This window comes from Microbacterium sp. ABRD28 (assembly GCF_003850245.1).
Classification (GTDB): domain Bacteria; phylum Actinomycetota; class Actinomycetes; order Actinomycetales; family Microbacteriaceae; genus Microbacterium.
On sequence record NZ_CP031015.1, the window covers coordinates 1,399,153 to 1,412,782 of the forward strand.

The window sequence follows — 13,630 nt, forward strand, 5'->3', positions numbered from 1 at the left end:
GCACCCCGTCGCCGAACGAGCGCAGCGAGACGACACGCACCGCCGCGGGGACGCGTTTCGTCTCGTCGCCGCGCTCCTCGCTCGCCGACCGGCAGGACGAAACGCCCCCGCCCACCTCTAGAATTCCCCCGTGCCGATCAATCCCGCGGCGCGCTCGGCGCCCGGCGCCGACGCCGCCCCCGCAGCATCCCGCCCGATCGATCCTGCGCTGCTGACGATCCCCGACGGCGCGGTCGATGTCACCGTCGTCCGCGAGATCGACGGCCTGAGCTACATCGATCCGGACGACCCGGCCATGCCCTCTTACCGGGTGATCGCCAACAACCGCCAGCCCGTGGCCCTGCGCGACATGATGATCCTCCCGGTCCGCACGGGCTACATCGGGCAGGACCGGATCAAGCCCGACCCTGCTCTGGTGCCTCCGACCGGCGCGGAGGCGGTGCCCGACGTCGACGTCGACACCGTGTACCTTCCCGTCCGAGACGGGGTCGCCTCCGCCCTGGTCTACCGCCCTCAGGGCCTCGCCGCCGATGACGCGCTCGGCGTCATCCTGTATGTCCACGGCGGCGGGTTCACCGTCGGCTCGGCCGCCGACACCGACTACATCACGCGTCGCCTGGCCAAGGACAACGGGGTGATCGTCGTGTCGGCCAACTACCGGCTGGCGCCCGAGTACCCGTTCCCGACCCCGCTCGACGACGTCGCCGACCTTTACGCGTGGCTGCGCACCGATGCGCACCGGCTCGGCGGCGACCCGGCGTGGGTGGCGGTGGCGGGCGACTCGGCGGGGTCGAACTTCGCCGCGGCGCTTCCCCTTCTCGCGCGCACGCGCGGGCTTCCCGCCCCCGACGCGGTGCTGATGTACGGCGCGTTCGTCGACTTCGCACAGGAGCGGTGGCCGTCGTTCCAGGCGCAGGCGCCGCGGGGGATCGTCTACGACAGCGCGTTCTTCGGGTTCATCCGGGGGGCCTACCTGCCGACGACGCCCTGGACCGATCCCCTCGCGAGCCCCATCTACGGCGACCTCGCCGGTTACCCGCCCACCTTCCTCGCCACCGGGACCCACGACCCGATCGTCGACTCGGCCAGGGCGTTCGCCCAGGCGCTCGCCGCCGAAGGCGTCGCCGTCGACGGCTACTTCCCCGAGGGGATGCCGCACGGGTTCTACTTCTTCCCGGACGTCCAGGTGCCCGAGGGCGACATCGCCTTCGAGCGCACCGCAGCCTTTCTCGCGAAGCTCCGCGCGGGATAGCGGGTCGCGCGTCGACTCCGGTCGCCTCCTGTCCGCGACCCGTCAAGAAAGGCTGCCTGGTGCGGCGTCAGGCCGCAGATTCTGACGGGTCGTGCGAACCAGCCGTCGCCTCCTGTCCGCGACCCGTCAAGAACGGCGGCCTGGTGCGGCGTCAGGCCGCAGATTCTGACGGGTCGGGGGACACCGGGCGCGTGCGCGCGATGAGCGCGGGGGGGAGGGATGCTCCGGAGCGGGCGCACAACGCCGCCCGCGCGCGCCCGCGCCAGCAGGGCTCCGCGCGACCGCTCCGCGCGTCACGCCCGCACGATCGCCTGCCGCGCTCTCCGCCCGCGCGCGGGCGCGCTACGCGATCGTCAGGAGCTGGTGACCCGCCGCGACAGTCGTGCCGGGATCGGCGTTGATGGCGCCGACGGTGCCGTCCTTGTGCGCCTGGATGGGCTGCTCCATCTTCATGGCCTCGAGCACCACGACGAGGTCGCCCTTGACGACCTGCTGCCCCTCCGCCACCGCGACCTTGACGATCGTCGCCTGCATCGGCGCCTTCACCGCGTCGCCCGATGCGCCCGCGACAGCGGAGGCGGTGTGGGAGCGCCGCGAGGGCGGCACGGCTGCCGGACGACCGGCCGTGTGCGAGGCGGTGGTGGCGACCCGGTCGGGGAGGCTGACCTCGAGGCGCTTGCCGGCGACCTCGACGACGACGGTGTGGCGGCCCTCGCCGGCGGCGGGAGCGTCGAGCTCGCCGTCCCACGGCGGGATGTCATTGTCGAACTCCGTCTCGATCCACCTGGTGTACACGCCGAACACGCCGTCCGCGGCGGTGAAGGCGGGGTCACGGACGACCTTGCGGTGGAACGGCAGAACGGTGGGGAGTCCCGCCACCTCGAACTCGTCCAGAGCCCTCCGCGCGCGCTCGAGCGCCTCCGCGCGGTCGCGGCCGGTCACGATGATCTTGGCCAGCAGCGAGTCGAACGCCCCCGACACGCTGTCGCCGGCGGTGACGCCGGAGTCCAGACGCAGGCCCGGGCCGCCGAACGTCTTGAAGACGTGGATCGGGCCGGGCTGAGGGAGGAAGCCGCGACCGGGGTCTTCGCCGTTGATGCGGAACTCGATCGAGTGGCCCACCGGCGCCGGGTCGTCGTAGCCGAGCTCTTCGCCCTCGGCGAGGCGGAACTGCTCGCGCACGAGGTCGAGCCCGGTCACCTCCTCGGAGACGGGGTGCTCCACCTGGAGGCGGGTGTTCACCTCGAGGAAGGAGATGGTGCCGTCGGCGCCGATCAGGAACTCGCACGTTCCCGCGCCGAGGTAGCCCACCTCACGGAGGATGGCCTTCGAGGCGTCGTAGAGGATGCGGTTCTGCTCCTCGGTGAGGAACGGTGCGGGGGCCTCTTCGACGAGCTTCTGGTGGCGGCGCTGGAGCGAGCAGTCGCGCGTGGAGACGACCACGACGTTGCCCGCGCTGTCGGCGAGGCACTGGGTCTCGACGTGTCGGGGCTTGTCGAGGTACTTCTCCACGAAGCACTCGCCCCGCCCGAAGGCCGCGATCGCCTCGCGGGTCGCCGACTCGAACATCTCGGGCACCTCGTCGAGGGTGCGCGCGACCTTCAGGCCCCGCCCGCCGCCGCCGTAGGCGGCCTTGATCGCGATGGGGAGCCCCACCGACTCGGCGAAGGCCACGACTTCGTCCGCGCCCGCGACCGGCCCCGGCGTGCCGGGAGCCAGGGGAGCGCCGACCTTCTCGGCGACGGCGCGCGCGGTGACCTTGTCGCCCAGCGCCTCGATCGCCTCGGGCGAGGGACCGATCCACACCAGGCCCGCGGCGATGACGGCCCGGGCGAAGTCGGCGTTCTCGGCGAGGAAGCCGTAGCCGGGGTGCACCGCGTCGGCGCCCGAGCGGCGGGCGATCGAGAGGATCTTCTCGATCGACAGGTACGTCTCGGCGCTCGTGGAGCCCTCGAGGGCGTACGCCTCGTCGGCGAGACGGGCGTGGAGGGCGTCGCGATCCTGGTCGGCGTAGACGGCGACAGACGCCTTCCCGGCGTCGCGGGCGGCACGGATGACGCGGACGGCGATCTCGCCGCGATTCGCGATGAGCACCTTGGCGATTCGAGGCATGGAGGCCAGCCTACCCACGCGGATGCTCGGTCATTTGACTGGTTCGTACAAGAACCGGGAAGAAACGTGGGCGTCCAACCACAACTCGCCGTCTCAGTCGGAAGTGCCCCAGAGCGAGGTCCAGGCGACCCCGTGGCGCGTGATCAGGCGTCGAAGGGTCGACAGCGACATCCCGACCACCGTCGACGGATCGCCCTCGACCCGCTCGATGAAGGGTCCGCCCAGGCTGTCGACGGTGAAGGCGCCCGCGACCTGCAGCGGCTCCCCGGTGGCCACGTACGCGTCGATCTCGTCGTCGGTGACGTCGGCGCAGAAGCTCACCGACGCCTCGGCCACGGCGTGCTCCTCGTGCGCGGGCGCACCGGGGGAGATGCGGAACACGCTGTGGCCCGAGTGCAGCACGCCGGTGCGGCCGCGCATCGCGCGCCACCGCGCGACCGCCACGTCGGGTTCATACGGCTTCCCGAGGATCTCGCCGTCAAGCTCGAACATCGAGTCCCCGCCGATCACGACACCGTCGAAGGCCGGATCCTCCGCGACCACGCGCGCCGCGACATCCGCCGCCTTCCGCCGCGCGAGCAGCAGGACGTGCTCCTGAGGACTGAGGGTGCGCCCTTCACCCGCCTCGACGGCCGCGATGACCTCTTCCTCGTCGACGTCGGGGGCGAGGGTCTCGGGTTCGATGCCGGCGCTGCGCAGCAGCATGAGACGGGCGGGCGACGTCGAGGCGAGGAGCACACGCATGACTCCCACGCTAGCGAGGGAGCGGCCCCGGTCGGTCATTAGGGTTGAGGGATGGATGTCGGTGACCTGCTCGATCTCCGCATCGACGACGTCGCCCACGGCGGCGTCTTCGTCGCCCGTCACGGTGCCGGAGACGGGGAGCGGGGTCGGGTCGTCTTCGTGCCCGATACCCTGCCCGGCGAAGTGGTCCGTGCGCGGCTCGTCGACACCTCGAAGAAGGCGTTCTGGCGCGCCGAGGTCGTCGAGGTCACCGAGGTCTCACCCGATCGACGCCCCCACATCTGGCCGCAGGCCGACCTGACCACGCCCCCGGCGAACCGCCCCGGCGGCGCCGACTTCGGGCACATCGCCCTGGGCGCGCAGCGTGCGCTGAAGAAGCGGGTGATCGACGACGCGCTCCGCCGCATCGGCGGCGCCGAGCGAGAGGTCACGATGGCGCCGGCAGGCACCGCGGGTGGGGGAACGGAGACCACGGATGCCACGCGCTGGCGCACCCGCGTCAGCCTCCACGTCGACGCCCGCGGCGCCGTCGGGCCCTACGCGGTGCGCAGTCACCGCGTGGTGGAGGTCACCGAGCTGCCGCTGGCGACAGCCGAGATCGAAGAGGCGACGTCGTCGCTCGGACGTCTGCGTCCGGGGCGGGTGGACCTCGTTCAGCCCGCCGACGGGCGCGTGCGCGTCATCCCTCGCCCGGAGCGCACGCGCCGCAGCCCGGCGAACCCCGCCGATCCGGCCGCCCACGAGGTGATCATCGAGCACGTGGGCGAGCGCGCGTTCCGCGTCGATGCCGGCGGCTTCTGGCAGGTGCATCGCCTGGCCGCCGAGACCCTCACCGATGTCGTCACGGGCGCAGTGCGCCGGTCGGGCGCCTTCGATCCCGACGCCCTGCACCTCGACCTCTACGGGGGTGTCGGTCTCTTCGCGGCGGCTCTCGGTGACCTCGGCGGCCCGCGCACCCGGGCGATCAGCGTCGAGTCCGACCCCCGCGCCACCGGTCACGCCGCACAGAACCTCACCGCGTGGCCGGCCATGAGTGCCGAGACCGGGCGCGTCGACCGTTGGCTTCCCCGCTTCGCCCAGAGGCTCGCGCGCGCCGACGCCGCGGCGCTCGCCCGCGGCACGATCCTCCTCGACCCGCCGCGGGCCGGCGCCGGGCGCGAGGTCGTCGACGCCGTCGCCGCGCTGACGCCCGCCGCCGTGGTCTACGTCGCCTGCGACCCGGTCGCGCTCGCGCGCGACCTCCGCACCTTCCGCGACCACGGCTACGACACCGCCCTCATCGAGGCGATCGACCTCTTCCCCCACTCCCACCACGTTGAAGCGGTGGCGGTGCTCACCGGCGAGGGGCCGCGTGGATAGAGTGCTGACATGACCCGCGTGGCCCTCATCGACGATCACGAGTCGGTGCGCCTCGGGCTGGAGGCGGCCTGCGCCCGCGTCGGCGCTCAGACCGTGGTGTTCTCGGGCAGTTCGGTCGCCGCCTATCTCGATTGGCGAGCCTTCAGCGCCTCGTCACCCGCCGATGTCGTCGTGCTCGACCTCACGCTCGGCGATGGGACGACCGTCTCCGAGAACGTCCGCCGGCTCGTCCGCGACGGCTCGAGCGTCATCATCCACAGCGTCGCCGACCGGCCCGAAGCCGTGCGCGAAGCGCTGCTGGCGGGAGCAGCGGGGATCGTCAGCAAGTCCTCCCGCATCGACGACGTCACCGCCGCGATCGCCACGGTGTCCCGGGGCGAGCCGCTCAACAACGTCGAGTGGGCGAGTGCCATCGAAGGCGACCGCGCGTTCGCCGACGCGCAGCTGTCCGCGCGCGAGCGCGATGTTCTGCGCCTGTATGCGGCGGGCCTGCCGCTGCGCGCGGTCGCGGAACGGCTGGGAGTGGCCTACTCCACGGCCAAGGAGAACATCACGCGCGTTCGGGTGAAGTACGTCGAGGTCGGGCGGCCGGCGCCCACCAAGCTCGACCTCATGCGCCGCGCGATCGAGGACGGCATCCTGACCCCACCGGCCGCGGACGGATCGGTCGGCCATGAGCGTCGGCGCTGAGGCTCAGCGCGCGGCGCCACCTGAGGCCGTCGGGCGCATTCCGCAGGGACCGGAGAGCGCGGCATCCCTCGGGTCCTTCACCCGGCGCCGGGTCGAGCGCATCCTCACCATCGCGATCGCGATCGGATGCCTCATCCTCGGCGCTCAGGCCTTCGTCACCGCCCTCGGGCCGAGCGACGAGGCTCCCGGGTGGCATGTGCCCCTGATGGTCCTCACCTTCGGACCGCTGGCGGCCATGCTCATCGCCTGCGCGGTCGGGCGCGCCGTGCGGGTCTTCGCCGCACTGTTCTGCGTCTGCTACGTCATCGCGCTTGCCCTCTGGCCGGCAGCGACCGCCGGTCAACCGTCGGACCCCACCACGCAGCCCTGGATCTGGTACCTGGTGAACGTCGCCACGGTCGCCTCGGTGGTCGTCGTGCCCTTCATGTGGCAGGTGGCGTGGACGCTGATGGTGCCGATGTTCTTCGGCTCGGTGCGGATCCTCCAGACCGATGCGGCGCCGCAGCTGTGGATCCCTCTGGTGCTGGACGTCTCGTTCGCCCTCATCCTGGGAATGATGCTCATCACCCTCGGCCGGGTGTTCCGGCGGATCGCGGCCGACGTCGATGATGCCCGCACCAAGGCCGTCGCCAGCTACGCCCGTGCCGCCGCGGCCAACGCCGCGGAGGAGGAGCGGGTCGCGGTTGCCGCCCTCATGCACGACAGCGTGCTGGCCGCGCTCATCGCCAGCGAGCGTGCCGACACCGAGCGTGAGCGCACCCTCGCCGTGGCGATGGCCCGTGAGGCGCTGACCCGCTTCGCCAACACCGAGCAGGGTGTGGAGGAAGGAAGCGACGAGCCCACCGACGCCCAGGCGCTCGCCGACGCCGTCGAGCGCGCCGCCGCGAACCTGGGGGCCGACCCCGTGCGGAGTCGCGACATCGAGCGCGACACGCCGCCGCTGCCGGGCCGCGTCGCGCGCGCGCTCACCCTCGCCGCGACCCAGGCCGTCGCCAACGCGGTCGAGCACGCGCACGGTGAGGGGCTCGCCGTCCACGTGTCGGGGCGGGCCGACCGGATCGCCGTCGTCGTCTCCGACACCGGTCACGGTTTCGACCTGCACGCGATCCCCGACGATCGGCTGGGGATCCGTGCGTCCATCGTCGCCCGCGTCGCCGCCGTCGGCGGCATCGCCGCCGTCGAACCGACGCCGCAGGGGACCACGGTGACTCTGGAATGGCGGCCGGTGACCGCATGATCAGTGTCCGCGGCATCCTTCTCGGCCTCGCCTTCGCCTTCACCGCCTACCTCGCCGCGCGCGGGCTGTGGTGGACGGAGGACGTCCAGAGCCCTTCGCTGGTGATCGCCGCGCTCCTGCTGTACCTGCCCACGACCTGGCTCTGCATCTTCTGGGAGCCCCGGCTCACCACCGACGACCCCGTCGACTCGTCCGTGACCGCGGGCGTGCGTGGACCCACACGCCTGCCGGTGTGGATCTCCCTCCTCGCCATCGCGAACGCCGTCGTCGTGCCCGCGGCCATCTCGATGGGGGTCGCCGCCGACATCCGCACCGAGCCGTTCGCCACCTGGTATCTCGGGGGTATCGGAGCGCTCATGACGATCGTGATGGCGCGACGGCGGCCCCTGTTCGCCTGGATCGGCACCGCCATCCTCGCCGCACTGTCGGCATGGTGGATGGGCGGACTGAATGCCCTCGCACTCGGGCTGGTCGGGTCGGTGGTGTGGGTCGTCGTCGCTCAGCTGCTCATTCGCGGGCTCGATCGTGCGGCCCGTGACACCGCGCAGCTCGCCGAACTGCAGCGGGTGTCGTCGGCCTGGCAGGCCTCACAGCTCACCCGCCAGCGCGAGCGGCGGATCCAAGTGCAGCGCGCCCTTGCGATCGCCGGTCCGCTCCTGACCCGCACCGTGTCGACGGGCGGCCGGCTCACGCCCGAGGAGCGCCTGCAGGCGCGCCTCGCCGAAGGCCGGCTCCGCGACGACATGCGGGGGCCGCGCCTGCTGGACGACGACGTCCGCACCGAGGTCGAACGCCTGCGGCGGCGGGGCGCTTCGGTGACGATGCTCGACGAGGGCGGCCTCGACGGCATCGACGAACGGTCGCTCGCGGTCATCCGCGCAGAACTCGCCGAGACGCTGCGCTCGGCCACGTCCGACCGGCTCTACATCCGCACGTCGCCGCACACGCGCGTGGCCGTCACCGTGGTGGGGCGCTCGGGCACCGAGAACGGCCTGTCCGACGAGGATTCCGTCGACCTCTGGCGTGAGATCGACCACCCCGGTCGGTGACCTCTCCGGTCGCCACGCGGGATCATCCGTCTGCCTCACCCCCAGGAGGGGGAGGAGGCGAGGGGCGGCGAAGCCGCCCGCCCCTCGCCTGAGCGAACGGTTACCCGAAAACCGTTCGCACAGCCAAACCGCTTGGACCGTCGAAGAGACGACGGGCGGTCGGGCCGAACGCAGAGCGTTCCAGCTCCTCCAGTATGCAAGGTCGGAAACGGTCTGTCTGTAGGTAGTTTGGGGGACAAATCGTCGATTTCGACAGATTTTTTCAGCCCGCGTACCGACCCCATCCGACGTCGCGGCGAAGGGGCTGGCGCAGCCCCCGCTGCGAGAGCGACCAGGCGCTCCGGGCGGGGCGGTCATCGGCGACGGCCTCGGCCGATTCGGCGGCGTACTCCTCGCTGACCACGGCGATGAGGGCGGCGAGCTCCTCCTCGGTGGGCGCACCGCGACGCACGTCGATCGCGACGGGCGGCAGGGTCTCGCCGGATCCGCCCGCTCCGCCGCCGCGCGGATCGCTCGCCGTGCTCACAGCGGGATGTTCCCGTGCTTCTTCGGGGGGAGGCTCGCCCGCTTGCCGCGGAGGGACCGCAGCGCCTTGGCGACTGCGACCCGCGTCTGGGCAGGCTCGATGATCCCGTCGAGTTCACCGCGCTCGGCGGCGAGGAAGGGAGACGCGACGTTGTAGGTGTATTCGTTGGCGAGGCGGGTGCGTACCGCCGCGACATCCTCACCCGCTTCCTCAGCGCGCTTGATCTCGCCGCGGTAGAGGATGTTCACCGCGCCCTGACCACCCATCACCGCGATCTCGGCGGTCGGCCAGGCGAGGTTCACGTCGGCGCCGAGCTGCTTGGAGCCCATCACGATGTAGGCGCCGCCGTAGGCCTTGCGGAGGATGACGGTGACCAGGGGAACCGTGGCCTCGGCGTAGGCGTACAGCAGCTTCGCGCCGCGGCGGATGACGCCGGTCCACTCCTGATCGGTGCCGGGGAGATACCCGGGCACGTCGACCAGGGTGAGGATCGGCACGGAGAACGCATCGCAGAAGCGCACGAACCGGCTCGCCTTCTCGCCCGCGTCGATGTTCAGGGTCCCCGCCATCTGCGAGGGCTGATTGGCGATCACGCCGACCGTGCGCCCCTCGACCCGGCCGAAGCCGATCACGATGTTGGGGGCGAAGAGGGGCTGCACCTCGAGGAAGTCGCCGTCGTCGACCAGGTGGCCGATGACGCCGTGGATGTCGTAGGGCTGGTTCGCGGAGTCGGGGATGACGGTGTTGAGGCTTCGATCGGCGTCGGTCGTCTCGAACTCGAACGCCGTCTCGTAGACCGGCAGCTCCGACATGTTGTTGTCGGGGAGGAACCCCAGGAGCGTGCGGGCGTAGTCGATCGCGTCGTCCTCGTCCTCGGCGAGGTAGTGCGCCACGCCGGAGCGGGTGTTGTGGGTGTGCGCGCCGCCGAGCTCCTCCATCCCGACGTCTTCGCCGGTGACGGTCTTGATGACGTCGGGCCCGGTGACGAACATCTGGCTGGTCTTGTCGACCATGATGACGAAGTCGGTCAGGGCGGGGGAGTACACCGCGCCACCGGCGGCGGGCCCCATGATGATCGAGATCTGGGGGATGACGCCGGAGGCGGCGGTATTCAGGCGGAAGATCTCGCCGTACTTGCCCAGGGCCACCACGCCCTCCTGGATGCGGGCGCCGCCGGAGTCGAGGATTCCGATGATCGGGATGCCGCCGCGGAGGGCGAACTCCATGATCTTGATGATCTTGTCGCCGGCGACCTCGCCGAGCGAACCGCCGAAGGTGGAGAAGTCCTGCGCGTAGACCGCGACCGTCCGGCCGTGGATCGTGCCGGTCCCCGTGACGACCGAGTCGCCGTAGGGGCGGGATTTGTCCATGCCGAACGCGGTCGTGCGGTGGCGGACGTACTCGTCGAACTCGACGAACGAGCCGGTGTCGACCAGCAGTTCGATCCGTTCGCGGGCGGTGAGCTTGTGCTTGGCGTGCTGCTTCTGCTGCGCCGTCGCCTCGGCGTCGAGAACGGCCTCCTGATAGCGCGCCCGAAGGTCTGCGATCTTGCCTGCGGTCGTGTAGAAGTCGGGCTGATCGGTCACGGGTTCCACCCTATCGGCGGGGGCTCGCGAGCCCTTGGAGGGTTCGCACAAGCGGTTCGCGATTCCGCTGTGCTCGGCGCACGCCTGCGGCTGCGGCCCGCGTCGCGCCCGCGGCATCCGTCCGTCCCTCTCCCCGCGCGCGTATCCGCGCGGCCTAGACGCGTATACCGTGCGGCGGAGAGTCCTCGTTCCGGCCGATCGTCCGCGCGCGAAGCGGGAGTCGAGGGGTGACCGCGCCGCGCGCAAGCCCCCCGCGTGCCGAACCGACCGCGCATAGGGTGAGGTCATGCCGATCCCCACCGACGGGTATCCCCGCGCCGCCGCCGTCAGCCCCCGCGTCCAGATCACCGAGTCCACCGACTCCACCAACGCCGACGTCCTCGCCGCCGCCGGCGCCGACCCGGCCGGCTGGCCGCATCTCTCGGTGCTCCTCACCACCGACCAGCGCGCCGGGCGCGGCCGCCTCGACCGCAGCTGGACCACTCCGCCCGGCACCGCCCTGGCGATGTCGGTCGTCGTCCGCGTGCCCGCCCTCCCCGTCGGAGCACGCGGGTGGATCCCGCTCGTCGCCGGCGCCGCGATGGCCCGCGCCGTCGGCGCTCAGCTGCGCGGCACGCCCCACTCGGCCACGCTCAAGTGGCCGAACGACGTGCTCATCGACGGCGGCAAGGTCTGCGGCATCCTCGCCGAGGTCGTTCCGGGCGACCCCGACGCCGTCGTCGTCGGTGCCGGGGTGAACACACGGATGACACGGGCAGACCTCCCGGTCGACACCGCCGTCTCCTTCGCCGCCCTCGGCCTGAGCTGCGACGACGACCGCCTCGTCGCCGACTTCCTCTCGGCGCTCGATGAGCAGCTCAGTGCGCTGGTCGCCGGAGGAGGGGATGCCGCCGCATCCGGGGTCTCCGGAGAGGTGAGCGCCCTGTGCTCGACCCTCGGCGCCGACGTCGCCGTGCACCTGCCCGACGGCACCCGCCTCACCGGCCGCGCCGCCCGGCTCGACGCCGACGGGCGGCTGGTCGTCGAAGACGCCACGGGGCTCGAGACCGCGGTCTCGGCCGGAGACGTCGTGCACGTGCGCTGATCCGATTCCGGGCGGGAGCGGCGCTCGCCGGGTGTGGTGCGCCCGATTGTCGGGCCCTGCCCCGACAATGGGTGCATGACGCACCCGACCAGCTTCGCCGGGCGTCCTGCCACTCCCGCACCGGGAGTGCCGACGCCCGAGCTGCGGATCGCGCGGGTGCGCTCGCATGCCCGGAGGCTTTTCTGGTCGGCGCTCATCCTCATCGCGGTCGCCGGCGCGGCCGGTTTCTTCTGGGGGAATCTTCCGGCGCCGTTCGAGAATTGGATGCTGCTGACCGCAGCCGCCGTCGTCGTGTTCCTCCTCGTGCTCCTGCCGTTCGTGGCCTGGTGGAGTCGCGTCTACACGATCACGACGCGAAGGGTCATCGAGCGTTCCGGGATCTTCGCCACCCGTCGCCGCGATCTGTCCCATGTGCGGGGCTACACGATCCAGGTGCGTCGAGGCATTCTGCAGCGGATGTGGGGAGCAGGAACCCTCACCCTCTTCAACGGTGCCGACGAGCCGCTCCGGATGAAGAACATCCCCGGCGTCGTCCTCGTGCACGAGGTGCTCGTCGACCAGGTCGAGGTCAACCAGATCCTCGCGCATCGTGATGCGCAGGCCTCGGTGTCGGGGCCGTACCCGCCGGGACCGCCGCCGCCTCTGCCGCAGCTCGGCTGACGCGGTCCGCGCCTGCCGGTGGGCCGGCGACGGGGCGGGACCGGCCGCCTGCGCCGGCCTCGCGTCTGCGTGAACTCGCCGACTGCGCGAAGATGGCCACGGCGCGAAAAGGCCACGGCGCGAAAGAAGCAGTCGAGCGGAAGGATGTCCCATGGCGTTGCGAGTCGGAGTCGTCGGGGGAGGGCAGCTGGCGCGGATGATGATCGCGCCGGCCGTCGAGCTAGGGGTCGAGCTGCGGGTCCTGGCTGAGGACGACGGGATGGCCGCGGCGCTCGCCGCTACCGCGGTCGGCGACTACCGCGACGCCGACACCGTGCTGCGGTTCGCCCGCGATGTCGATGTCGTCACCTTCGACCACGAGCATGTGCCCCAGGACGTCCTCGGCGCCCTCGTCGATGCAGGTGTGGCCGTGCGCCCCGGGCCCCACGCGCTGCGGTTCGCTCAGGACAAGCTGCACATGCGCCGGCGCCTCGCCGAGCTCGGCATGCCCCAGCCCGACTGGGCAGCCGTCAGCGATGCCGCCGGGATCGGGGCCTTCCTCGCCGATCATGGCGGCCGTGCCGTGGTGAAGACCCCGCGGGGTGGCTATGACGGAAAGGGCGTGCGCGTGGTGTCATCCGAACACGACGCCGACGACTGGTTCACGGCCCTCGCCGAAGACGGTCGCGGCGGCGAGCTTCTCATCGAGGAACTCGTTCCCTTCACCCGCGAACTCGCCCAGCAGGTCGCTCGGCGCCCGTCGGGCGAGGTGCGGGCGTACCCGATCGTCGAGACGGTCCAGCGCGACGGCGTCTGCGCCGAGGTGCTCGCTCCGGCCCAGCGCACGGGGGAACGCGAGCAGCAGGTCACCAGTGAGATCGCCGTCGGTATCGCCGAGGGGCTGGATGTGTCGGGGATGCTGGCGGTCGAACTCTTCGAGACCGCCGACCGTGTGCTCGTGAACGAGCTCGCGATGCGCCCCCACAACAGCGGCCACTGGACCCAGGACGGCGCGGTCACGAGTCAGTTCGAGCAGCACCTGCGCGCCGTGCTCGACCTGCCGCTCGGCGACCCGTCACCCAAGGCACCGTGGACCGTCATGATCAACATCCTCGGGGGTCCCGCCGAAGGCGGCCTCACCGAACGATTCAGCGACGCGATGGCCCGCCACCCCGAGGCGAAGGTGCACACGTACGGCAAGGCGCCGCGGCCCGGCCGAAAGGTGGGGCACGTCAACGTGTCGGGCGACGACCTCGACGACGTCGCCTACGCCGCCCGGGCGGCGGCGGCGATGTTCCTTGACTGAGCAGCACCGGCATCTCAGCGCCGACGGCACCCTCGGCACCGGCGCT

The 13,630-nt window shown here is 71.8% G+C and carries 12 protein-coding genes; 8 read left to right on the forward strand and 4 right to left on the reverse strand.

The window, feature by feature from the left end:
- The first annotated feature begins 130 nt into the window (after nucleotides 1-130).
- Nucleotides 131-1,252: an alpha/beta hydrolase gene (locus DT073_RS06790; protein WP_205783051.1), complete on the forward strand. Its 1,122-nt coding sequence runs from the start codon at nucleotides 131-133 to the stop codon at nucleotides 1,250-1,252.
- A 342-nt stretch (nucleotides 1,253-1,594) separates the two neighbouring features.
- Here DT073_RS06790 and DT073_RS06795 read toward each other — a convergent pair whose 3' ends face one another.
- Nucleotides 1,595-3,364: an ATP-binding protein gene (locus DT073_RS06795; protein ID WP_124292703.1), complete on the reverse strand. Its 1,770-nt coding sequence runs from the start codon at nucleotides 3,362-3,364 to the stop codon at nucleotides 1,595-1,597.
- Nucleotides 3,365-3,457: 93 nt separating this feature from the next.
- Nucleotides 3,458-4,108: a Maf family protein gene (locus tag DT073_RS06800; RefSeq protein WP_124292704.1), complete on the reverse strand. Its 651-nt coding sequence runs from the start codon at nucleotides 4,106-4,108 to the stop codon at nucleotides 3,458-3,460.
- Nucleotides 4,109-4,159: 51 nt separating this feature from the next.
- Between DT073_RS06800 and DT073_RS06805 the strand changes: the two genes are divergently transcribed.
- From DT073_RS06805 to DT073_RS06820, 4 genes are read left to right on the forward strand one after another with little or no spacing between them, the layout of a single operon-like run.
- Complete coding sequence (locus DT073_RS06805) at nucleotides 4,160-5,467, forward strand: class I SAM-dependent RNA methyltransferase (protein WP_124292705.1); 1,308 nt, start codon at nucleotides 4,160-4,162, stop codon at nucleotides 5,465-5,467.
- Between the two features lie 9 nt (nucleotides 5,468-5,476).
- Nucleotides 5,477-6,157 carry a response regulator transcription factor gene (locus tag DT073_RS06810; RefSeq protein WP_124292706.1) on the forward strand — a complete coding sequence of 227 codons (681 nt, stop codon included), beginning with the start codon at nucleotides 5,477-5,479 and terminating at the stop codon, nucleotides 6,155-6,157.
- Nucleotides 6,141-7,394: a sensor histidine kinase gene (locus tag DT073_RS06815; RefSeq protein WP_124292707.1), complete on the forward strand. Its 1,254-nt coding sequence runs from the start codon at nucleotides 6,141-6,143 to the stop codon at nucleotides 7,392-7,394. The genes DT073_RS06810 and DT073_RS06815 overlap by 17 nt, the downstream gene beginning before the upstream one ends.
- The gene (locus tag DT073_RS06820; RefSeq protein ID WP_124292708.1) at nucleotides 7,391-8,443 is read left to right on the forward strand and encodes a hypothetical protein; all 1,053 of its coding nucleotides are present in this window, start codon (nucleotides 7,391-7,393) and stop codon (nucleotides 8,441-8,443) included. Before DT073_RS06815 ends, DT073_RS06820 begins: the two co-directional genes overlap by 4 nt.
- A 262-nt stretch (nucleotides 8,444-8,705) precedes the next feature.
- Here the strand turns inward: DT073_RS06820 and DT073_RS06825 are convergent, their stop codons facing one another.
- Both DT073_RS06825 and DT073_RS06830 read right to left on the reverse strand, forming a co-directional pair.
- The gene (locus DT073_RS06825; RefSeq protein WP_124294395.1) at nucleotides 8,706-8,915 is read right to left on the reverse strand and encodes an acyl-CoA carboxylase subunit epsilon; all 210 of its coding nucleotides are present in this window, start codon (nucleotides 8,913-8,915) and stop codon (nucleotides 8,706-8,708) included.
- A gap of 50 nt (nucleotides 8,916-8,965) precedes the next feature.
- Nucleotides 8,966-10,564, reverse strand: a complete 1,599-nt coding sequence (locus tag DT073_RS06830) for an acyl-CoA carboxylase subunit beta (RefSeq protein WP_124292709.1) — start codon at nucleotides 10,562-10,564, stop codon at nucleotides 8,966-8,968.
- A 277-nt stretch (nucleotides 10,565-10,841) separates the two neighbouring features.
- Here DT073_RS06830 and DT073_RS06835 point away from each other — a divergent pair, with 277 nt between their 5' ends.
- The 3 genes from DT073_RS06835 to DT073_RS06855 all read left to right on the forward strand — a co-directional run bounded on the left by DT073_RS06835 (nucleotide 10,842) and on the right by DT073_RS06855 (nucleotide 13,584).
- Nucleotides 10,842-11,639 (forward strand): biotin--[acetyl-CoA-carboxylase] ligase, encoded by a 798-nt coding sequence (locus DT073_RS06835; protein ID WP_124292710.1) that lies wholly within the window; start codon nucleotides 10,842-10,844, stop codon nucleotides 11,637-11,639.
- A 75-nt stretch (nucleotides 11,640-11,714) separates the two neighbouring features.
- Nucleotides 11,715-12,299 carry a PH domain-containing protein gene (locus DT073_RS06845; protein ID WP_124292711.1) on the forward strand — a complete coding sequence of 195 codons (585 nt, stop codon included), beginning with the start codon at nucleotides 11,715-11,717 and terminating at the stop codon, nucleotides 12,297-12,299.
- A 151-nt stretch (nucleotides 12,300-12,450) separates the two neighbouring features.
- Entirely contained in the window at nucleotides 12,451-13,584 is a 1,134-nt protein-coding gene (locus tag DT073_RS06855) for a 5-(carboxyamino)imidazole ribonucleotide synthase (protein ID WP_124292713.1), read from the forward strand.
- The last annotated feature ends 46 nt before the right edge of the window (nucleotides 13,585-13,630 follow it).

Coding starts and splice junctions, on each gene's coding strand:
- DT073_RS06815 (WP_124292707.1), top strand. CDS start 6,141: ATGAGCGTCGGCGCTGAGGCTCAGCGCGCGGCGCCACCTGAGGCCGTC.
- DT073_RS06810 (WP_124292706.1), top strand. CDS start 5,477: ATGACCCGCGTGGCCCTCATCGACGATCACGAGTCGGTGCGCCTCGGG.
- DT073_RS06845 (WP_124292711.1), top strand. CDS start 11,715: ATGACGCACCCGACCAGCTTCGCCGGGCGTCCTGCCACTCCCGCACCG.
- DT073_RS06855 (WP_124292713.1), top strand. CDS start 12,451: ATGGCGTTGCGAGTCGGAGTCGTCGGGGGAGGGCAGCTGGCGCGGATG.
- DT073_RS06835 (WP_124292710.1), top strand. CDS start 10,842: ATGCCGATCCCCACCGACGGGTATCCCCGCGCCGCCGCCGTCAGCCCC.
- DT073_RS06820 (WP_124292708.1), top strand. CDS start 7,391: ATGATCAGTGTCCGCGGCATCCTTCTCGGCCTCGCCTTCGCCTTCACC.
- DT073_RS06805 (WP_124292705.1), top strand. CDS start 4,160: ATGGATGTCGGTGACCTGCTCGATCTCCGCATCGACGACGTCGCCCAC.
- DT073_RS06800 (WP_124292704.1), bottom strand. CDS start 4,108: ATGCGTGTGCTCCTCGCCTCGACGTCGCCCGCCCGTCTCATGCTGCTG.
- DT073_RS06795 (WP_124292703.1), bottom strand. CDS start 3,364: ATGCCTCGAATCGCCAAGGTGCTCATCGCGAATCGCGGCGAGATCGCC.